Raw genomic sequence first — 19,265 nt, 5'->3', positions numbered from 1 at the left:
AGCCCCAAATTATTGGGTTACTTCCTTATTTTCCACAATTGCTTGCGCTAGTTGATCCATTGCCTGATGCACGATTGCTGGCGTGGTTGCCAAGTTCAAACGAATGTGCCCCTTGCCAACTTCGCCAAACCAATCACCAAAATCAACTGCCAAATGAGCTTTATGCTTGATAAAGTATTCTAGATGCTCTGGCGCAACTACCGAAGAGAGGTCCACCCATGCCAAATAGGTTCCTTGTAAATCTGCCACCTTGATCTGTGGATCTACAGCTTGCAAGCATTCCTTAACATAAAGGTAATTGTCTTTGATAACAGCTAACAGCCCTTCTAGCCATGACGCTCCATCCCGGTAAGCTGCCGTCGCAGCCGTCTGCGCCATCACTGTTGCAGATGGCAAGGATAACTCGCGTACTTCCTTATCATAGCGTTCCCGCAACTGTGGATTAGGAATAACAATATTAGATCCTAATAATGCTGCCATATTGAAAGTCTTGGAAGGCGAGTCCACCATTACTGTATTATCGCGATAAATCCCTTGGGCAATGGACAAAGCTGAAACAAACGGCTTATCCCCTACGATTAAGTCATGATGAATCTCATCAGAAACTACTAGTACCTGTTTTTCCCGACATAGTTCTAAGAGAGTTGTCAATTCCTGTTCACTCCACACCTTCCCTACTGGGTTGTGAGGACTGCAAAAGATCAACATTTTAACATGGTGCTGGTCCATTTTGTTAGCAATATCTTCCATATCCATAACATAAGTATCGTTTTCAGCACGTAAATTAGAAACCACCAAGTGACGATCATTTTCTTGGATCACACGCATAAAGGGATAATATACAGGCTGAAGAACCATGATACTTTCCCCAGGTAAAGTTAGGGCCCGTACAATTGTGCTCAGGGCATTCACTACCCCTAAGCCAAATCGCATCCAGTCTTTTTGTAGCTCAGTTTGGTAACGACCCTTCTGCCATGCAAAATAGGCATCATAATATTCATCTGGTGTCAGCGAGTACCCAAAGGCACCGTGATGCACCCGTTGAATTAAGGCATCTTGTGCTGCTTGAGGAATCTTAAACTCCGTATCGGCTACCCATAACGGTAAAAGGTCATCCCTACCAAAAGTAGCTTCTAACCCATCCCACTTTGCTGAGTTAGTATGCTTACGTTCAACTGCATACTGAGCAATAAATTCTTCTTTATTCATCTTTCTTACTCAACCTCTCTTGTAGTTTTTGTTTAACATTATGACTTTTCCCATGATTAATTTTTACCCCAAGAATATCGAGGAAGAATGTAAAAATTGGAATTCCGACAATTAATCCCCACATTCCAAAAAGACGCTCTGAAACTAGCAACACTACAAAAGTATAAAATACCGGCAGGTCTGTCTTACTCGACATTAACTTAGGATTGAGAATGTATGCTTCCAATGCATGAACAACCGTCAGCATGATGATGATATAGATCACATCGCTCAACCCTCCATCAGAATATGCAATCAAACACATTGGAATGGCCGAGATAATAACCCCTGCTACCGGCACCATACTCATCACAAAAATCAACAAGGCTAAGGAGAATAGCTGGGGGATATTAATGATCATTAAACCTAAAGTAGTAATAATCGTATTAACAATTGCAATGATAAATTGTGCTTCTAAGACAATTCCGAACGTATTGGTAAACTTGCGCGCAAAGAAAGCAATATCCTTAAACAGCCACGCATGTTCACTATTAAAGAAACTCTGATTAATACTTTGCATCTGATCAACTTCAATACTGAAAAAGAAACTCAATAATAATGACATCGCTAAAGCAAAGGCCATACTTCCCAAACTAGTTAAAGATGTCACTACCAAAGAAAGTCCGTGTTTGATCTGTTCCGTAATTGTCGAGGTACTAACAAAATTCGAAACGTAATTCAAAACATCACTAGCCCCCTTGGGCGGATGATTGTAAAAATCAAGCAATGATTTGACTAGCGTCTCTGATTCCTTGACCAGTGTTGGAATATAGGTCGTAATGGCCAAATAAATCAACCCGATCAAAAGCAGATAAACGATTACTACAATCAATGCTGGGGGGACATGCACGTAATGATGAATTTTTCTAATCAGCCGCACAATTAAAAAGGAAAAGATGAACGTCAGTAATATGATCGTCATCATCCCACGCGCCAAGTATAAAACGCCAATTAATCCCAGCAAAACTACTAATCGGCGTAACTTGATATTATTGACAAACCGATGCCAAATCTCCATAGTTCTTCCTCCTCTTCATTTACACTTAGTTTACAACATTTCCAGTTTGAAGACACTGATTACTAGCTATCTAGCGGGGATTTTCTTCTCTTTCTTTGCCAGCAAAACATAATAAAATGCGGTACAATTAAAATAATATAACTTTATTTAAAAAGGACCACGTTCATTATGAAAAAGCAAGCACACAAACACTTATTTGGCATCTTTTTAGCCTTAACCGGTGCTATTCTCTGGGGAATTGATGGGATTACCTCCCAGTTTCTATTCCAGCGAACTCCCGTTGAACTTTCCTGGCTCATTGGGGTCAAAATGATCATTTCAGGAATTCTCCTATTGGCAGTTGCTTTCGCTGTAAACGGAAAAAAGATTTTTTCTGTTTGGCATTCTCAAAAGGGAATCACCACACTCTTGATTTACACCATTTTTGGCCTAGCTGGTGATCAAGTAGCTTTTGCCATGGCCGTCAAGGTTTCTTCAGCCGCTATGGCAACTATTCTCCAAAGTTTGAGTGTTATTCTCGTTGTGATCTATGCTGCAGTAGTCTACCATGAATTTCCCAATGGGTTGCGGTGGCTTGCGATTGTGATCGCCACCTTGGGAACGTGGCTCTTAGTGACACGAGGATCGCTCAACCATATTTCTCTTGACGGACCAACTATTTTTTGGGGACTAACTTTTGCCGTCTGCGCTGCTCTCAACAACGCTCTTCCAGTAAAACTAGTCGCTTCCTATGGTTCTTTGCCAATCATGGCGTGGGCTATGCTTCTCGGAGGAATTATCTTTGAGGGGATCCACCCCGTTTGGGTTGATGCTCCCCATATCACCTGGGACTCGTTGCTAGGAATCAGCTTCACTTCTATTGCTGGAACAGGGCTAGCATATTACATCTTCATTAGTAGCCTTAAATATATTTCCCCTACTGAAGCCACAGTTTTGATTACGTTTGAAGCATTAACAGCCGTCGTTGGTGGTTTTCTCTTCATGGGGTTGGTTCTCAACTGGGCAGAAATCCTAGGTGCAGTCATGATTCTGACTGCCACGATTGTGCTGGCTTTGGCTGATCGTCCCACAACTAATAATGGTTTTTCAAAAGAAAGTCGCAGTTCTAGTGAGTAACGCACTTCTGGCAGATAATACAAATAAAGAAGGTTCCAAAAACGGAACCTTCTTTTTGTATTATCTCAATGTTAATAATTCTTGTGGATGGTCAATTAAATACGTAGGCTTTTCCTTTTCCAAGGATGCAACATCATAAGCACCCCACTTGCATCCACAAGTAGCTACTCCAGCTGCATTTCCCATCTGCAAATCATATTTGGCATCACCAATCATTATACATTGGTCTAAATTCAGTTGGTATTGCCGTGCAATATTCAACACTCCATCCGGAGCTGGCTTATAATGGTCTACTTGGTCTGAGCCAATTGTTCCAGTGAAATATTGCTCAATTGCAAGTTGCTTCAAGCTCCGCTTAATGGCCCCTGAAGCCTTGCTAGTTACTACAAACAATTCCTTGTTGTCTGCTTTTAGAGTAGCAAGCACATCTTTAATCCCTGCAAACAACTTAATATTAACCCGCTCTAATTCACCGTAGATTTGTCGAAAATCTGCATACATCGTAGCTAACGTCTTGTCATCAGCTTGGTGGTCAGTCCAGATGGGAAAAGAAGTCTCAATTGGGATCCCCATATAATATCGTATCTCGTCCGCACTGGGTTGGGTAAACTTATAGTCTGCAAACACAGCCTGAATTGCATCAACAGTTGTTGTCCCCGAATCAGCCAGAGTTCCGTCAAAGTCAAATAAATAATTTTGAAGCATAATTCTCTTTCCCTCTCTCTTTTTCTTAGTCTTTTAATTGATAAGTGTACGTTGTTCGGTAGGTCTTCTTACCTCCACGTGGTAATACAATATCGCCAAAGTTTGTCTGATTAATGGCATCAGGTAGGGTTTGAGCTTCCAGAGCAATTCCTTCAAAAACATGAGCCCGTTTTCCTTCATCACGACTATATCTAATTTGGTCACTAGCAATATGGTTCATCGTATAAACCATCAAACCGTTTCGATCAGAGTCGATCGTCACCTGGCGCCCCGTGTCCGCATCTCGCAATACAGCAATCGGCTGTGTTGCCTTTCCTGGTCCATTAACCACATAAGCCATATCAATTCCAGTTCCATCAGTAGCAAGTAAGGCTTGACCAATATTACTTAACTCTTGGAAATCATATGGTGTTCCTGCTACCTGAATCGTATCCCCTGTTGGAATCAATTCCTCATTAAGGCGTAAACGTTCAGGCGTATTGATCATTAATTCTGAACTAGCAAGGTTATCATGGTCACTAAGATTAAAGAACGCCCGACTAGTTGGATTAAAGAGTGTATCTACTTCACTATCTCCTTGGGCCGAGTAAGCAATCGTTACTTGATCGTTATTGTTGAGCGTATAAATAATCGTCACCAAGATATCCCCTGGGAACCCATCTAACTCTTGAGTAATCTGCCGTTGAAAGATCGCACTGATACTGTTGGCTGTCCGTGAAGTAGTATAGTTCCAGTTCAAATGTTGAAAACCATGTGCCCCACCATGAAGTAAGTTAACCCCGTCATTTGCTTCTAAATGATACTCCTGATTATTGAGGTGGAAGCGTGCATGCGCGATTCGTCCTCCAACACGTCCAACTGTTTGCCCCACCAACATTTGTTCATATTGCGCCGGCGTATCAAAATTCAACAATAAGTTTGCCTTAGTTCCGTCTAAACGCGGAACTTTAAAATCAGTCCACGTAGCACCTAAAGTTATACACGAAATTTCCACCCCGTTGTCATTTTCCAACGTGATCTTTGTTACCATATGGTTGTTGTACATCCCAAAATGTTTCCGTGTTATATCCATGACAATTTTGCCCTCCAGATTACAAAAAATATAGTCTCAACATACAATTAGTATCCGTTTTCATTTTAGCATGAATCATCTCTCGTAACATACTTATCATCTTTTTAAGGCAAAATAAGCAAAAACATATTTTAAAACTTTTTTTATCCGTTATATCCCCCAAATTTCCCCATTTAAAGATTTCTTTTTAAGCATTTTTGCTTAAATGCTTAAATGTTACCGTTAACGTAGTTGCAAATTGCATATTTAAGCTGTATGATATTAATCGTCAAGGATATAGATTTTATATGACTGAGAGGATTATGCATTATGAGTAATACAATTATTGAAAAAATCGATGCCCGGGAAGACAAGGATAAAACATGGCGTCTATCTGATAGTCAATCAGGACACTATTTAAACGTAATTTTTGATCGCAATTTAGAAGAAGGCATGAAAGTTAAGCGTAACTTCTCCTTCAACCGGTTCGAATCTGAACAAATTAACGAACTCACGAAGCTAGTCCCACATCTTACTGGTGATTATTCCATTTCCATTGATTCCAATGCTGTTGGTTTGGCCTTTATGCCTATTGCTAACTGCGATGCTAAGTCAATGATGGTTGAAATTAGCTAAACAATATTGATTCACACATATCCAAAAAATAATTAGTCCTTACGAACAGGTGCGCGTGTTGTCGCACCTGTTTTTTTAGGCTAAAATATATTTACGTTTAAGAAAGCGCTTTTGGCGTGAGTTTGTTACGAAGGGATTTTTTGACTATGACACAAAAACAATACATCCTCGCAATCGACGAAGGAACCACTTCTACCCGTGCGGTGATCATTGATCATGACGGGCAGGTAATCGCCGATTCGCAACGCGAGTTCACCCAGTATTTTCCGCAACCTGGCTGGGTCGAACATGACGCTAACGAAATTTGGATTAATGTTTTAGCAACCATGACCATTGCGGTTACAAAAGCTGGCATCAAACCCGAACAAGTAGCTGGAATTGGTATTACCAACCAACGGGAAACAACGGTTGTTTGGGACAAAAATACCGGTTTGCCAATTTACCACGCAATTGTCTGGCAGTCACGGCAATCCAAGGATATTACTGATCAGCTCTTGGAAGAAGGTTACGCTGATATGATCCATCAGAAAACCGGGTTGATCATTGATCCTTATTTTTCAGCAACTAAAGTTCGCTGGATCCTCGACCACGTTCCAGGAGCACAAGAACGGGCAGCTAAAGGCGAGCTATTATTTGGTACTATCAACACTTGGCTCGCTTGGAAATTGTCTGGTGGCAAACTTCACATTACCGACTATACCAATGCTTCCCGGACAATGCTGTTTAACCTTCAAACCCTCACTTGGGATCAAGACATTCTAGACTTACTCAACATTCCTCGGCTCATGATGCCTGAAGTAGTCAGCAACTCTGGCATATACGGTATGACTGCACCGGTCCACTTCTTTGGCAAATCTATCCCTATCGCGGGCATGATTGGTGACCAGCAGAGTGCACTTTTTGGTCAACAAGCCACGGCACCAGGAATGATCAAAAACACTTATGGAACTGGGGGCTTCCTCGTAATGAACACCGGGGCCCAACCGGTATATTCCAAAAACAATCTTCTGACCACGATTGCTTACAGTTTAGATGGTCAGACCACCTACGCATTGGAAGGATCCATTTTCGTTGCTGGCTCAGCTATTCAGTGGCTCCGTGACTCAATGAAAATGATCCCTAGTGCTCACGCGTCAGAGCAAGCAGTTAAAAAATCAACTTCCGCTAATGAAATCTACGTTGTTCCTGCTTTCACTGGTTTAGGTGCCCCTTATTGGGATGCCGACGCCCGGGGAGCTATCTTTGGTATCACACGGGGAACTACCAAGTATGACTTTGTCAAAGCCACCCTCCAATCTCTGGCCTATCAAACACGAGATGTTGTCGACACAATGCAAAAAGACACTGGGATCGCAATTCCTACAATCAGCGTTGATGGCGGGGCTACCCGCAATAACTACCTAATGCAATTCCAGGCTGACATTATGGGGATTCCGATTAAACGCGCTCATAATATCGAAACTACCGCCTTAGGTGCGGCCTTTTTGGCCGGGTTGGCCACTGGTTTCTGGCAAGATATGAACGAACTAAAACAACTTACTACAACCGGGCAAACATTTACTCCCCAAATGGAAAAAACAACCCGTAACCACCTCTATCAAGGATGGCAACGAGCCGTTCAAGCAACTATGGCTTTTAAACCAAACTAATAATTTAGGAGATGTGTTTCTATGATCAATCTCTATCTTGTCCGCCATGGACAAAGCGAAGCTAATGCTCAAGCAATCTTACAAGGAAGTCAAATTGACACCCCACTGACACCGCTAGGACGACAACAGGCGCAAATCACTGGAGAAAAGTTGCTTCCATTAACTTTTGACCATACTTATTCCTCCCCCCTCCTGCGGGCTGGTGAGACAGCTAGCATTATCACCGCTGGACAGCAACCAATAACTTTTGACCCGCGTCTTCGTGAATTTGACTACGGTATCTGGGATGGATACAAACTGAATAGCTTATCACAAAAGTATTCTGAGTATTTCAATGATATGAATCGTTTTATAGCGGAAGCAAGCAACATTCATCAGGGAGATACTTACGCAGGTATTCAAGAACAACTCCGTTCTTTTATGGATGAACTTTTCACGCGCTATCAGGCACAGGACAGTAACATTCTGGTAGTTAGCCACGGGATGACTATCAAGTTATGGGTCAGTTTTCTTATGGGGGTCACTAACCATGATATCCTCATGGAACCAGCTAATGCTGGGATCACTAGACTGCGCCTCGATGATCCTCATCACATATACTTGGACTATTACAGTAAATAATAAAAGACCTAGCCATCCGGATTGCATAATACTATGAATCCTTCATGTCTAGGTCTTTTTAATTAATTCAAAAACTTAATCAAAAAAGCGTGCATAACCTGCCATGCTTCCCCACAATAGTGCCAAAGATAAGGTAACGCCACCTAAAATATCTCCCAAATGATGAGCTGAGAAGTATAAGCGGGAAAATAGAATTAGTAACCACAAAATCACTAACAAAAGCGTTACGATAATTCGTACCCCTTTAGACTTGATCCGGGGAACTAAAATCATGATAACCATCCAAATTACCATAGTAGCTGCTAAGGAATGCCCACTCGGAAATGAAAAACCATCATCGGCTAACAAGTGGCCTGCTGGTCGCATCCGGTGGATTAATTTCTTGAGCACTAAACCAACAACTCCCATTACCCCAAAGGTACCTACCATCCAGATGGCCAAACTCTTTCTGTACTTGAAGAATAGTACCGCAGCTATAATGAGGACAATGATCCCCATTGGGACAATATCCCCATAAGAAGCAACAAACGTCATAATATCATTCAAAAACCCACCTTGATAGTTGAGTTGGGGATGGCCAAAGTTAGCCTGCATAGTTGCAGTCACTTTATCTTCAATAGTGGTGAAGAAGTGCACATTAGCCTTGACACAGATGGTGATCAAAATAAACAAAAATAAGCTCAGCCCCGCCGCAACATTGTACCATGGGCTGCTTTCAACCCACGCTTGGGGACGCTTTTCCATAAAAATATCATTACTTGGTAACTTCATTAACCCGATCCTCTTTCTTAAATTAAACATGTTACCTGTTCATAATAGCCAAAATACGGTAGCTATTCAATCTTATTTGCTAAAAATAAAGGCGAGCGTCCCTAACCAGGTCTAGCGGTTAGCAAACGCTCGCATTTGGTTAAATTATTAATTTTTTATAAACTACAACGCCTCTTAATCCAGCAAGTCATACTTGAGCTGCATGTGGGAATGACCTTCATCCACCATTGTTCCCAAAAGTTCAACCGTGTTGGCAAAAGTCAAATCAGCCATCTTCTGGTTAGCAGTTGTCAGAGCAGCCTGTAAGGCGGCTCCTTGTAAAGCTTGGGCTTCTTGATCCGTTGCGTGTTGAATTTGGTAACAGCCGGCTACGGTCTTTTGTTCAAAGGCATCTTCTAATTCTCCATAAAGCTTGAAATTCGTATCGCCTAATTGGGACATCAGCTTGTTCAGCCAGAAGATACTGTGTAAGTTAAACTTAGCCCCTGTGTCCCGGAAGGACGCAGGCGTATCGGTAATATTCGTGTAAAATGGCACCATTGCGTTGAAGGTATTTGGGCCAAAGCCTAACCATTGAACACCTGCCAAACCTGCAGGAACATCATTTCTAATTTGCAAGACATGAGTTTCAAAATTCCGATTAATGCCGATTGGACGGAAACGTTTCTTTTCTGCAGGAGTTCCTTGATCCCCATAAGCATCATACGGGGTATTTTGATAATGTGATGCCATCAAGAACATAATGTCATCCACGCTAATTTTACGGTTAGCATAGGTAATAAAAGGCTGATCTTGATCCAACGGAGTGGTTGTTGACTCTGGATCAAAGTAGTGATGGACATACCATGCCCGCGGGTTGTTATAGTGTGTGTCTTTGATCGTTGCACTTCCGAAAATATGGCGGAAATTATACCCTTCAAAATCAGGATTGAGATGGTAAGTATTGATCAACTCTTGCAGGTCTGCTGAAGCCATAAAATCAGGACTATCAAAATCAAATTCATCAATGTTTAAGCGGTTAGGGGCGACTACATACGCATCATCAGGAATCCGCCGCGCTGCCCAGTGATGGCCCCCAATTGTTTCCAAATACCAGATCTCATCATGGTCAGCAAAGGCCATCCCATTCATCTCATAAGTCCCATATTTTTCCAGCAGGTGACCCACCCGTGTTACCCCTTCACGTGCGGTGTGGATATAAGGCAAGGTCAAAGTGACAAAGTCTTCTTCCCCCAGTCCTGCGTTGACTAATAAAGGATCAACGCCTTGAATCCGGGCGTTAGTTGTGATTGTTTCAGTTGCAGTCATCGCAACGTTTACTTCATTGATCCCCGCGGCTGCCCAGATTCCTTGCTTGCCACTGGCATCTGGTGCACTAGTATACCGCATTGGTTCTTCTGGGAGGTCTACCTCACACCCTGTGATTACACTCTTGTAGTGGCGGGGTTGATCTGCAGGATGAACTACCTTAAAGCTCTCAGGAATGATTTCCCGTCCTCCATCTTCGCTCCGGGCAATCATCGTCGAGCCATCAATTGATGCTTTTTTACCGACTAAAATTGTCGTACATTCAGTTGGTTTCATAAAAATTCGCCTCTTCTATCTATTGAATTAATTCTATTATACGCTTCTCTAGGAAAGGAGGGAGGCCCATTTGTTTATCCGCCGTTGCTGGAGAAAACGCACCACGCCCCGTTGCAAACGCCGCAGCCCCTCGTCTAAAGTGGCCTGCGGACAACCGATAGCCAAACGAATAAATTGATCCGCACCAAAAGTGTTACCCGCAGTAACTTTCAGCCCCACTTCCTTAATCAAGAAAGAACGGAACGCTTCGGCATCAGTATTGAGGGCACTAATATCGAGCCACATCATAGTTGTTCCAGCTGTTGGCACCCATTTAATGGTTGGGATATTGTGGTCAAGAAAATGTGCTACTTCTTGGCGATTGGCCCGAAGATAGACCAAGAGTTGATCTAACCAAGCTGCTCCGGCTTGATAAGCAGCGACTGTTCCGGCAACCGCTAGCAAGTTCGGTTCGCTCAAAGCATAGTTTTTTAACGCCAAGGCTACATCCGCACGTAGCTGGTCATCGGGAACAATCGCCGTTGCAGCTTGGAGAGCAGCCAAATTAAATGCTTTACTTGGTGACACAACAGCAACCACGCTGGAGTGCAACGTTTTCGGTACCGCCAAGGCAGAAAAATATCCACCATCATTAAAAGTTAGGTCTCCATGGGCCTCATCGCTCAGTAAGACCACATCATTTTCTGTGCATAACTGAACAATGGTTGTTATTTCATCCTTTGTCCACACTTTTCCCGTTGGGTTGTGGGGATTACATAAGATCATCAATTTAACCTTGGGATCTGCTAACTGCTGGGCTAGGCGCTCATCATCTAACTGATAGGTCAACTGTTCTGCGTCATATACCAGGTCAGTTTGTACCAGTTTTCGGCCCGTTGCAGCCAGTGCCACCATACTATAACCCGGTTTTTGCACAATAATCTTATCTCCTGGTTGGGTTAACTCACGGATAATTGCATTAACAGTTGGGCGTATCCCACTAGCAAAAATTTGCCAATCCGCTGGTATGGTTACCCCATGCCGTTGTTTGAACCAGTTAGTGACCGCTGCAAAATACTGGTCTGGTACTGTTTGATAGCTATAAAAGCCTGTTTGCACCTTAGCCAGAAGTTCTTTTTGAATTGCCGGGGCGGCCAAAAAGTCCATATCTGCCAGGTCCATGGGCAAAACGGTTGCATCATCCCCCCATTTGCGTGTGTTATCCCCACGCAAGTCAACCACTTGGGTAAAATCGTACGTTTCTGTCATAATTTCACATCTTTTCCACAAACTAAACTTACTCTGGTTTGATTTTACCATGCTTAACTGGGGATAAGTTGGCTTTTATCCCCATAAAAATCAATAAATCTGTTATTTATATTTAACCCCTTAACTTATCCATATCACACAAAAAACACCAGGCGCTCAACTGTGTTGATAACCTAGTGTTTTCTTCTAATTTAATACCATTTGGTTGGTATACAACTTATAATAAAATCCCTTCTGCGCTAATAATTCTGCATGGTTTCCTTGCTCCACTACATTCCCATCTTTGAGAACAGCGATCTGATCAGCATTGATAATCGTCTTGAGCCGGTGAGCAATTACAAAACTCGTTCGTCCAGCAATGATATTGTCCATCGCTGCTTGAATTTTCGCTTCGGTAACAGTATCCACATTGGCTGTTGCCTCATCCAGAATCAAGAAATCAGGATCCGTTAATAAAGTCCGTGCAATCGAAAGTAGCTGCTTTTGCCCAGTCGAAAAGATTCCTTGTTCCCCATCAATCTCAGTGGCATAGCCTTGGGGCAACGTCATAATATAATCATGAATATTAGCTTGTTTAGCGGCTGCAATCATCTCTTCATCCGTTGCTGCAGGTTTGCCAAACTTAATGTTAAACGCTACCGTCCCAGTAAATAAAACTGAGTCCTGGAGCACTATTCCGATACGCGACCGCAATGATTTAAGCGTCAAAGTCCGTACATCCTGTTCGTCGATAGTAACACAGCCCTGATCAACATCATAAAAGCGATTGAAAAGATTCATTACCGTTGTTTTTCCCGAACCAGTTGGTCCTACCAATGCTAACATTGTTCCCTGGGGAATGTTCAGGTCAATTCCGTGGAGAATTTCTTTATCGGGTTGGTAACCAAAGTGGGCATCCACGACTGCTACCTTTTTTGTGAGCGGTGCCAGATTCTGACCTGTCGGCACTTGATCTTCTTCTGGTTGAATTTCCACCTGATCAATCCGCTTAGCCCCTGTCAGCGCGAGCTGAATCTGGGAATAGATTGATGCTAATTGGGTCAGGGGCGAAAAATATTGCTGCGAAAACTGAACAAACGTCACAATCAATCCCAAGCCGACGGACCGCGATATCCCACTGTTCATCACAATAACTGAGCCTGCCGCAATTACGATGGCCAAGTTAAGGTATGACAAACCTTGTAGCAAAGGATTGAGCATTCCAGAGTAAAGTTGCCCCTTAAACATTGCTGTCCGTACCTCATCGTTATAGCGATTAAATCCAGCAATAGATTGTTGCTGCAAACCGTTAGTAATAATAACTTTTTGGCCGTTAATCTGCTCGTTAACATAACCATTGAGGGCACTGATCTTTTCTTGTTGCAAGTCAATATACTTTTTAGACTTCCGCATCAAAATTACGGTAACCAGTAAAGCCACTGGTGTCAAAGCCATTGTTACCAGGGCCAGCTGCACGTTAACCCGCAGCATCAACCAAATTGTTCCAGCGAAAATCGCCACCTGGGCAATTAGTTCAAAAATAGCATTGTTGAGGGCATTGAAAATGTTATCCAAATCTGACGTAAATAACGATAACAGCTTGCCGTCCTGGTGTGTATCGAAATATTTAATCGTTAACCGCTGGAATTTTTTAAATAAATTAACCCGCATATCATGGTTAGCAAAAGAGTTAATCCGGACTGCAATTAGCCACGATGCTAACAGCAACAACAAGAACAGACTATACATCAGAATCATCAGTTTCAAATTTACTTGAAACGCTCCAATAGTTATCTGCTTCCCTGCCCGATAAGCTGCAACATACTGAGCTAATGCCGTTACTGCCCGTCCCATAAAAAGCGGAGCCACCACTTCAAAGACAACGGAGAGTAAGCTCAATACGATCATTACCAGCATTCCCCGCCAATATGGGGCTAGGTAATGCTTAAAATACTGGATTGCACTTGCTTTACGCATATTCTTCCTCCCTTCTAATGGAAATTTTGGGCATGCGCGACTTGAGTATCATAAATCTCCTTATAAAGTGGAGATGTTTGTAGTAATTCAGTATGGGTTCCTTGAGCCTGGATTCGACCATTATCTAACACAAAAATTCGATCTGCATTAACAACTGACATGATCTTTTCCGCAATAATGATCGTTGTTGTCGCACCTAATTCATGCTCCAATGCCTCTTGGACAATTTTTTCCGATTCAGCATCTAATGCCGAGGTAGTATCGTCAAGGATCAGGATCTTCGGTTGTGCAATTAAGCCCCGGGCCAAGGATAACCGCTGTTTTTGCCCCCCAGAAAGGTTAGCCGATCGCTCCTCAATCTGATGATTATACTCATCATTAAACTGAGTAATAAATTCATCAGCCCGGGCTAACCGCGCAGCCAACTGCATTTCCCGCAGTGTAGCATCCGCTTTGCCTTGCCGCAGATTATCTTTGATCGTCCCACTAAATAGGGTTGCCCGTTGTAAAACAAAACTAACTGTTCGGCGCAACGACTGCTCATTGACTTCCCGTAAGTCACGCCCTCCGACTTTAACTGTCCCTTCCGTCGGATCGAATAATCGTGGGATCAGTTGTGCCAGGGTCGTTTTACCGGCCCCTGTTGCACCAACTAGTCCAATCATCTCTCCGGGTTGGATCTTAAAAGTAATATCCTTGAGAACTAGTCGGTCTGCCTGATCCGGATATGCAAACGAAACATGCTCGAACTCAACGCTTCCATCTAAAGCTTCTGCTGGTGCATCAGGGGAGAAGGTTAATGCTGGCTTGGTCACCAATACTTCACTAATTCGTTCTAAAGCAACCAGCCCCCGGGACATCATGGTTAACAGCATTCCCGCGATCATAATAGCAAAAATCATTTGCATTAAATATGTAATGAACGTACTAATTGCTGTCACTTCCTGCGGATGCGCCAAAATATCCTTCCCCACCAATAGCAATGCTAATGCGACCGCCGCATAAGCCACTACCATAAATACTGGATATGATGTAACAAAGAGATTTCCAATCCGCAGATTGAGCTGGTTGAGGTCCGCGGAACGTTCTTCGAATCGGTGGCTTTCAGCTTCTTCCTGATTAAACGATTTGATCACCCTGATCCCTTGCAAAGCTTCTTTAGCTTTATTGTTGATTACGTCAATTTTCTCCTGGTAACTGGTAAATAATTTGCCCATCTGTGAAAAAACTAACCAGGCTAACAATATCATCAGCGCCATTGCAAGGGGAAAAATCCACCATAAACGCGGAATAGTTAGTACCCCCAGCACTAACGAACCAGCAAAAAGGAACGGCACCCGTACAATCTGCGTGATCCCATTCATTACCAGGTTCATCACTTGATTCATATCATTAACTAAGCGCACAACTAAACTCCCAGCTGAAAATTGGTTAATATTAGCATATGAAAAAGACTGGATCTGCGCATATAGGTCAGCCCGGAGGTCGTTGGTCACCCCTTGTGTCACTTTTGCTGCGAAGAAAACAGCTAAAATCCCAAAGATAACCCCTAGTATCCCCACAGTCGTTAGTTGCACGCCATACTGAATTAACTGGTGCTGATGGTTAGCCGTCAAAGCGTTCAAAACTGACTGAAGTAACCGTGGAATCCACAGAGCAGTAAGGGTGGCGGCTGCAACTGACAAACCAGCAGCAAGCACAGTTAGCCAGTAGCGCCGAAAATATGGAAACAGAATTTTCATGACCATCCTCCTTTTAAATCGACAAAATAATAAAACGATTATACTATATTTAACCTAATTTTAACAATTTTGCTTAGCGCTGTCGCCTTTTTCAATTGCAAATGCAAAAGCGAATAGGACATAAAAAAGAAGCTGGAAAAAACAGCGGTTCTTCCCAGCCTCCTCTAAAGCTTCGGTTAGTTAAGTTTATTTTTCTAACCACACCTGCTTGGCTAAGTTAAAGGCACTCCATGCATTGGGCCAGCCAACATAAAAAGCGAGTTGCGTAATCACAGCACTAATCTCTTGCTTAGAAATTCCATTTTTCTTGGCCGTCTGCAAATGATACGGTAATTGTGCAAAAGCCCCCTTAGTAATTAATGCGGTTACTGTTAGTAACGAACGATCACGTGCACTTAAACTTTCTTCATCAGCCCATACTTCGCCAAAAAGGACGTCATCATTAAAATGAGCAAATTGAGGTGCAAAATCACCTAATTGTTCGCGGCCTGCGGTCTGTTTTACTGTCATAAATATAACCTCCTTGCGTTAATCCTGGTGCAACTTAGCATAATCAGAATCACTAACAGGTTCCAGCCATTCACTGGTCCCTTTTGTCACTGCTAAATGGGTGAACCAACTATTCTGCGTAGCTCCATGCCAATGCTTCACCCCTGCCTTAATCACCACAACATCTCCGGACTGTAACAGCCGCGCCGGCTTTCCTGCTTCCTGATACCATCCCTGCCCAGCAGTCACAATGAGTATTTGATACCCATTGTGATGGATGTGCCAGTTATTACGGCATGCCGGCTCAAAACTGACACTACTGATATTGACGTCAACCATGTCATCAGGTGCAACGATGCTTTGCAAATAACTCTGTCCGCTAAAATACTTTGCATAAGCTACGTTAGGTTCACCCAAATCAAAAAGGTTATTTCTCATCTGTGCTGCTTGTTCTTGCATTAAAATGACCTCCCTTAGTTGTCTTATGCTCAGTATAATTCTCTCGTTAATTCATGAAAAATACCTATTATTAGTAGTTGATCATGCAAAAAATGAATTATTATTTTGATTCTGCTGTATAATGCAGTTAGCTTTTTAGGGAGGAATACGCATGGATACTCGCATTTTACGTTATTTCTTGGTTGTAGCTGAAACCAACAACATCACTCAGGCGGCACAGCGACTTCACCTGACTCAACCTACTCTATCTCGCCAAATTCAAGAATTGGAACGGTTAGTGGGGCGACCATTATTTGACCGTAACAATCACCACCTGCAACTGAATGCGGCCGGATTATTGTTTCGCGAACGCGCGCAGGTCATTCTTGACCTGCTTGACCATGCGCAAAAGGAAATTCAGACTAGTAGCGATCAATTAGTGGGAACCATCAACTTAGGCTTGGTAGAATCAGCTGTCACTCCCTGGTTGATGAGCCAGATTGATCTATTTCAAGTCCAGCATCCAGGAGTTAAATTTGCGCTTTTCGCCGGTGATGGGGATAGCCTGCGTCCCCGTCTTGACCAGGGCCAAGATGACTTTGCTGCTTTAATCGAGCCTGTCGAAACCGCTAAATATCACTTTTTTAGACTTCCCGTTACTGAAGAATGGGGCGTACTTATGCGCCAAGACGACCCCTTAGCCCAACAGGATAGTATCACACCAGCACAGCTAGCTTCGCTTCCACTCATCATGGGGCGCCGGTCAATTGTTCGTGACAACGTTGCAGAGGCATTGTCCCTTTCCAGTAACCGTTTAAACGTAAAAATTACAACCAACCTTCCTGGATCCCTATCAACTTTGCTTTTGACCGGAAACTACTACCACTTAGGCATCCGCGGGGTAGCTGAGCAAATTCACGACGCCCGGTTAACATTTGTGCCACTAAGTCCCCGTACTACCAGTGCCCACTTATTGGTATGGAAGAAACAGCGTTCCCTTGCGCCAGCTGCCCGGGCTTTCTTGCACTTTTTGACCAATGTAACTCCAAAATAAAGAAAGGGGCTGGGAGAAAACAGTGTTTTCTCACCAGCCGCGATCTTCATTTACTAATTTTCACAGATAACGGGGAAAATACTCGCAAGCCTAGTATCTAAGTACAAACGAAGGCCAACGCCTTGCTACAAAGGTAATTTTCCTCTTACTTTTTATATCATTCAGCTAATTCAGGGAACCATAGTGCGATTTCACGTTCAGCTGATTCAACACTATCTGACGTGTGCACAACGTTGTGGATTGATTCCTTGTTGGTCCATTCCCGGGCAAAATCGCCACGGATTGTTCCCGGAGCAGCTTCTGATGGGTTAGTTGCCCCTGCCATCTTGTGTACTACGTTGATAACGTTAGTCCCAGATACCACCAAGGCAACAATTGCGCCACTTTCCATGTATTTCAAAATTCCCGGGAAGAATGGCTTATCCACCAAATGACTGTAATGCTTCTTTAAAATTTCATCGTCAGCCGTCATTGTCTTAATTGCGTCAATAGTAAACCGCCGATTTTCAATCCGACTAATGATGTTCCCCACCCGGTGGTCACGAACGCCATCAGGTTTAATCAAGAGGAGAGTTCTTTCTTCTTGTTTTTCTGCAATTGCCATGAATATCATTCCTAACATATTTAATCTATTTAATTTTATACCAAATAAAAATAAAGCGCTACCTTTTAAAAAATTATGCACACTTTTCGTCACTTAGTCCCTGTATTTCCATTTTAAATTTAACTCAATAGTTATATATTTTTCGGCTAATATCTTTATTAATTTATTCGCCACTTTATTACTTAGTACAACCAATTTAATTCAGCATGCTTAGTAGTGGATTAATGTGATCTATTAAGGTTATTTAACTATATTTTTTCGTCCGTAAATCGTTTTTTCTCGTCATTTCTTAATTGAAAGTGTTTTATTTTAATTCAAGTCAAAATTATTGTTTGGGTTAGAAATTTGTAATTCCATTTTTACTATCTGATCTGGTATAATATGGCGTCTTATAAAAATACTATCAAAAAGTGCACAACTGATCCTGTTGTGTTCAAAATGGAAAAGGAAGTGAAAGTGAGATGGCAAACATTTATACTCGCCGAGCAACACTAGACGATTTAGACAAAATCATGGAGATTATCAACTCTGCCAAACAATATCTAAAAGAAATCGGTAGCCCGCAATGGCAAAGCGGTTACCCTGCTAATAATGATATTGCTAAAGATATTCGCGCACATAGTGGCTACGTCTTGATTGTTGACGGACAAGTTGCGGGGTATTCAGCAATGATTATCGGCGATGACCCCATGTATGAAGTTATCACGGAGGGAAGCTGGGCCAATAATCGTGATCCTTATGCAACATTGCATCGGGTAGCTATTTCCTCCCAGTACCGTGGGCAAAATCTAAGCTCCTTCTTACTTTCAGGCTTAATTTCATTGGCAATGAGTCAAGGCGTCCGTAACTTACGTATTGATACGTTTGAAAAGAATGTCCAAATCCACCGAATCGCTGCGCGCTTTGGTTTCCAAAAACGCGGACAAATCTTGATTAACGACCCCCTCGATCCACGTCGAGTGGCATTTGAATTGAATATTGCATAAAAAAAGTGCCTTTTCATAGGCACTTTTATTTTATCCAATTCTACTATTTCCATAACAGTCCTTGGGCGTGGGTCACTTCCAAAACATCATCCCGTTTAGTAACTTTCTCATTCAAGGTACTATTTTCTCCTGCAATTAAACTCGTGAAATTTTCTTGTCGCGCATTAGCGTTACGCTCAGCATAGTACGTAGCCAAAGTCCGATCAAACTCTTGATATGCTTGTTCATCTAAAGCATCATTATATGTGTTTTCCATTGGCAGATTGTAAAATTTAAGTTGAACATTTTAGTGGACAGAAAAACCCATAAAGGTCTTTAATGGTGTCGTTACAACATTCCATTAGAAAGA

Annotated in this window: 19 protein-coding genes; 6 read left to right on the top strand and 13 right to left on the bottom strand. The window is 42.5% G+C overall.

All coding sequences use genetic code 11. The features are described from left to right. Positions 1–9: 9 nt before the first annotated feature. Positions 10–1,209, bottom strand: a complete 1,200-nt coding sequence (locus G541_RS0105130; protein WP_027826723.1) for a MalY/PatB family protein — start codon at positions 1,207–1,209, stop codon at positions 10–12. Next, positions 1,202–2,266, bottom strand: coding sequence for an AI-2E family transporter (locus G541_RS0105125; protein WP_027826722.1), 1,065 nt, complete (start codon positions 2,264–2,266; stop codon positions 1,202–1,204). The genes G541_RS0105130 and G541_RS0105125 overlap by 8 nt, the downstream gene beginning before the upstream one ends. A gap of 168 nt (positions 2,267–2,434) precedes the next feature. Between G541_RS0105125 and G541_RS0105120 the strand changes: the two genes are divergently transcribed. Then, entirely contained in the window at positions 2,435–3,382 is a 948-nt protein-coding gene (locus G541_RS0105120; RefSeq protein WP_027826721.1) for a DMT family transporter, read from the top strand. A gap of 60 nt (positions 3,383–3,442) precedes the next feature. Here G541_RS0105120 and G541_RS0105115 read toward each other — a convergent pair whose 3' ends face one another. After that, positions 3,443–4,087, bottom strand: coding sequence for an HAD family hydrolase (locus tag G541_RS0105115; RefSeq protein WP_027826720.1), 645 nt, complete (start codon positions 4,085–4,087; stop codon positions 3,443–3,445). Between the two features lie 25 nt (positions 4,088–4,112). After that, entirely contained in the window at positions 4,113–5,159 is a 1,047-nt protein-coding gene (locus G541_RS0105110; RefSeq protein ID WP_027826719.1) for an aldose epimerase family protein, read from the bottom strand. A gap of 309 nt (positions 5,160–5,468) precedes the next feature. On the opposite strand from G541_RS0105110, the gene G541_RS0105105 reads away from it, so the two are divergent. The 3 genes from G541_RS0105105 (at position 5,469) to G541_RS0105095 (ending at position 8,044) form a co-directional block, all read left to right on the top strand. Then, positions 5,469–5,774, top strand: a complete 306-nt coding sequence (locus G541_RS0105105) for a hypothetical protein (RefSeq protein ID WP_027826718.1) — start codon at positions 5,469–5,471, stop codon at positions 5,772–5,774. A gap of 146 nt (positions 5,775–5,920) precedes the next feature. Continuing rightward, a complete protein-coding gene (glpK, locus tag G541_RS0105100) occupies positions 5,921–7,423 on the top strand; it encodes a glycerol kinase GlpK (protein WP_027826717.1) in 1,503 nt (500 codons plus the stop codon). Between the two features lie 21 nt (positions 7,424–7,444). Beyond that, positions 7,445–8,044: a histidine phosphatase family protein gene (locus G541_RS0105095; protein ID WP_027826716.1), complete on the top strand. Its 600-nt coding sequence runs from the start codon at positions 7,445–7,447 to the stop codon at positions 8,042–8,044. 75 nt (positions 8,045–8,119) lie between these two features. Here G541_RS0105095 and G541_RS0105090 read toward each other — a convergent pair whose 3' ends face one another. The 7 genes from G541_RS0105090 to G541_RS0105060 all read right to left on the bottom strand — a co-directional run bounded on the left by G541_RS0105090 (position 8,120) and on the right by G541_RS0105060 (position 16,293). Then, positions 8,120–8,815 (bottom strand): phosphatase PAP2 family protein, encoded by a 696-nt coding sequence (locus G541_RS0105090; RefSeq protein ID WP_027826715.1) that lies wholly within the window; start codon positions 8,813–8,815, stop codon positions 8,120–8,122. Positions 8,816–8,989: 174 nt separating this feature from the next. Beyond that, the gene (locus G541_RS0105085; protein ID WP_027826714.1) at positions 8,990–10,399 is read right to left on the bottom strand and encodes a C69 family dipeptidase; all 1,410 of its coding nucleotides are present in this window, start codon (positions 10,397–10,399) and stop codon (positions 8,990–8,992) included. Between the two features lie 48 nt (positions 10,400–10,447). Further along, the gene (locus G541_RS0105080) at positions 10,448–11,647 is read right to left on the bottom strand and encodes a MalY/PatB family protein (protein WP_035162988.1); all 1,200 of its coding nucleotides are present in this window, start codon (positions 11,645–11,647) and stop codon (positions 10,448–10,450) included. 186 nt (positions 11,648–11,833) lie between these two features. Continuing rightward, a complete protein-coding gene (locus G541_RS0105075) occupies positions 11,834–13,603 on the bottom strand; it encodes an ABC transporter ATP-binding protein (RefSeq protein ID WP_027826712.1) in 1,770 nt (589 codons plus the stop codon). A gap of 14 nt (positions 13,604–13,617) precedes the next feature. Further along, positions 13,618–15,345: an ABC transporter ATP-binding protein gene (locus G541_RS0105070; RefSeq protein WP_009552098.1), complete on the bottom strand. Its 1,728-nt coding sequence runs from the start codon at positions 15,343–15,345 to the stop codon at positions 13,618–13,620. 186 nt (positions 15,346–15,531) lie between these two features. After that, entirely contained in the window at positions 15,532–15,855 is a 324-nt protein-coding gene (locus tag G541_RS0105065; protein ID WP_027826711.1) for a carboxymuconolactone decarboxylase family protein, read from the bottom strand. Positions 15,856–15,873: 18 nt separating this feature from the next. Continuing rightward, the gene (locus tag G541_RS0105060) at positions 15,874–16,293 is read right to left on the bottom strand and encodes a cupin domain-containing protein (protein ID WP_027826710.1); all 420 of its coding nucleotides are present in this window, start codon (positions 16,291–16,293) and stop codon (positions 15,874–15,876) included. Between the two features lie 151 nt (positions 16,294–16,444). Between G541_RS0105060 and G541_RS0105055 the strand changes: the two genes are divergently transcribed. Next, positions 16,445–17,326: a LysR family transcriptional regulator gene (locus G541_RS0105055; protein WP_027826709.1), complete on the top strand. Its 882-nt coding sequence runs from the start codon at positions 16,445–16,447 to the stop codon at positions 17,324–17,326. Positions 17,327–17,483: 157 nt separating this feature from the next. On the opposite strand, the gene ndk is transcribed toward G541_RS0105055, so the two are convergent. Then, entirely contained in the window at positions 17,484–17,930 is a 447-nt protein-coding gene (gene ndk, locus G541_RS0105050) for a nucleoside-diphosphate kinase (protein WP_027826708.1), read from the bottom strand. Positions 17,931–18,391: 461 nt separating this feature from the next. On the opposite strand from ndk, the gene G541_RS0105045 reads away from it, so the two are divergent. Further along, positions 18,392–18,916: a GNAT family N-acetyltransferase gene (locus G541_RS0105045; protein WP_009552110.1), complete on the top strand. Its 525-nt coding sequence runs from the start codon at positions 18,392–18,394 to the stop codon at positions 18,914–18,916. Between the two features lie 43 nt (positions 18,917–18,959). On the opposite strand, the gene G541_RS0105040 is transcribed toward G541_RS0105045, so the two are convergent. Continuing rightward, on the bottom strand, positions 18,960–19,172 hold the full coding sequence (locus tag G541_RS0105040) for a hypothetical protein (RefSeq protein WP_027826707.1): 213 nt from the start codon (positions 19,170–19,172) through the stop codon (positions 18,960–18,962). Positions 19,173–19,265 lie beyond the last annotated feature (93 nt).

It is taken from the genome of Ligilactobacillus saerimneri DSM 16049 (genome assembly GCF_000423265.1).
GTDB lineage: Bacteria > Bacillota > Bacilli > Lactobacillales > Lactobacillaceae > Ligilactobacillus > Ligilactobacillus saerimneri.
The sequence above is the reverse complement of the archived record's forward strand: the minus strand, read 5'-3'. Positions and strand labels throughout refer to the sequence as shown.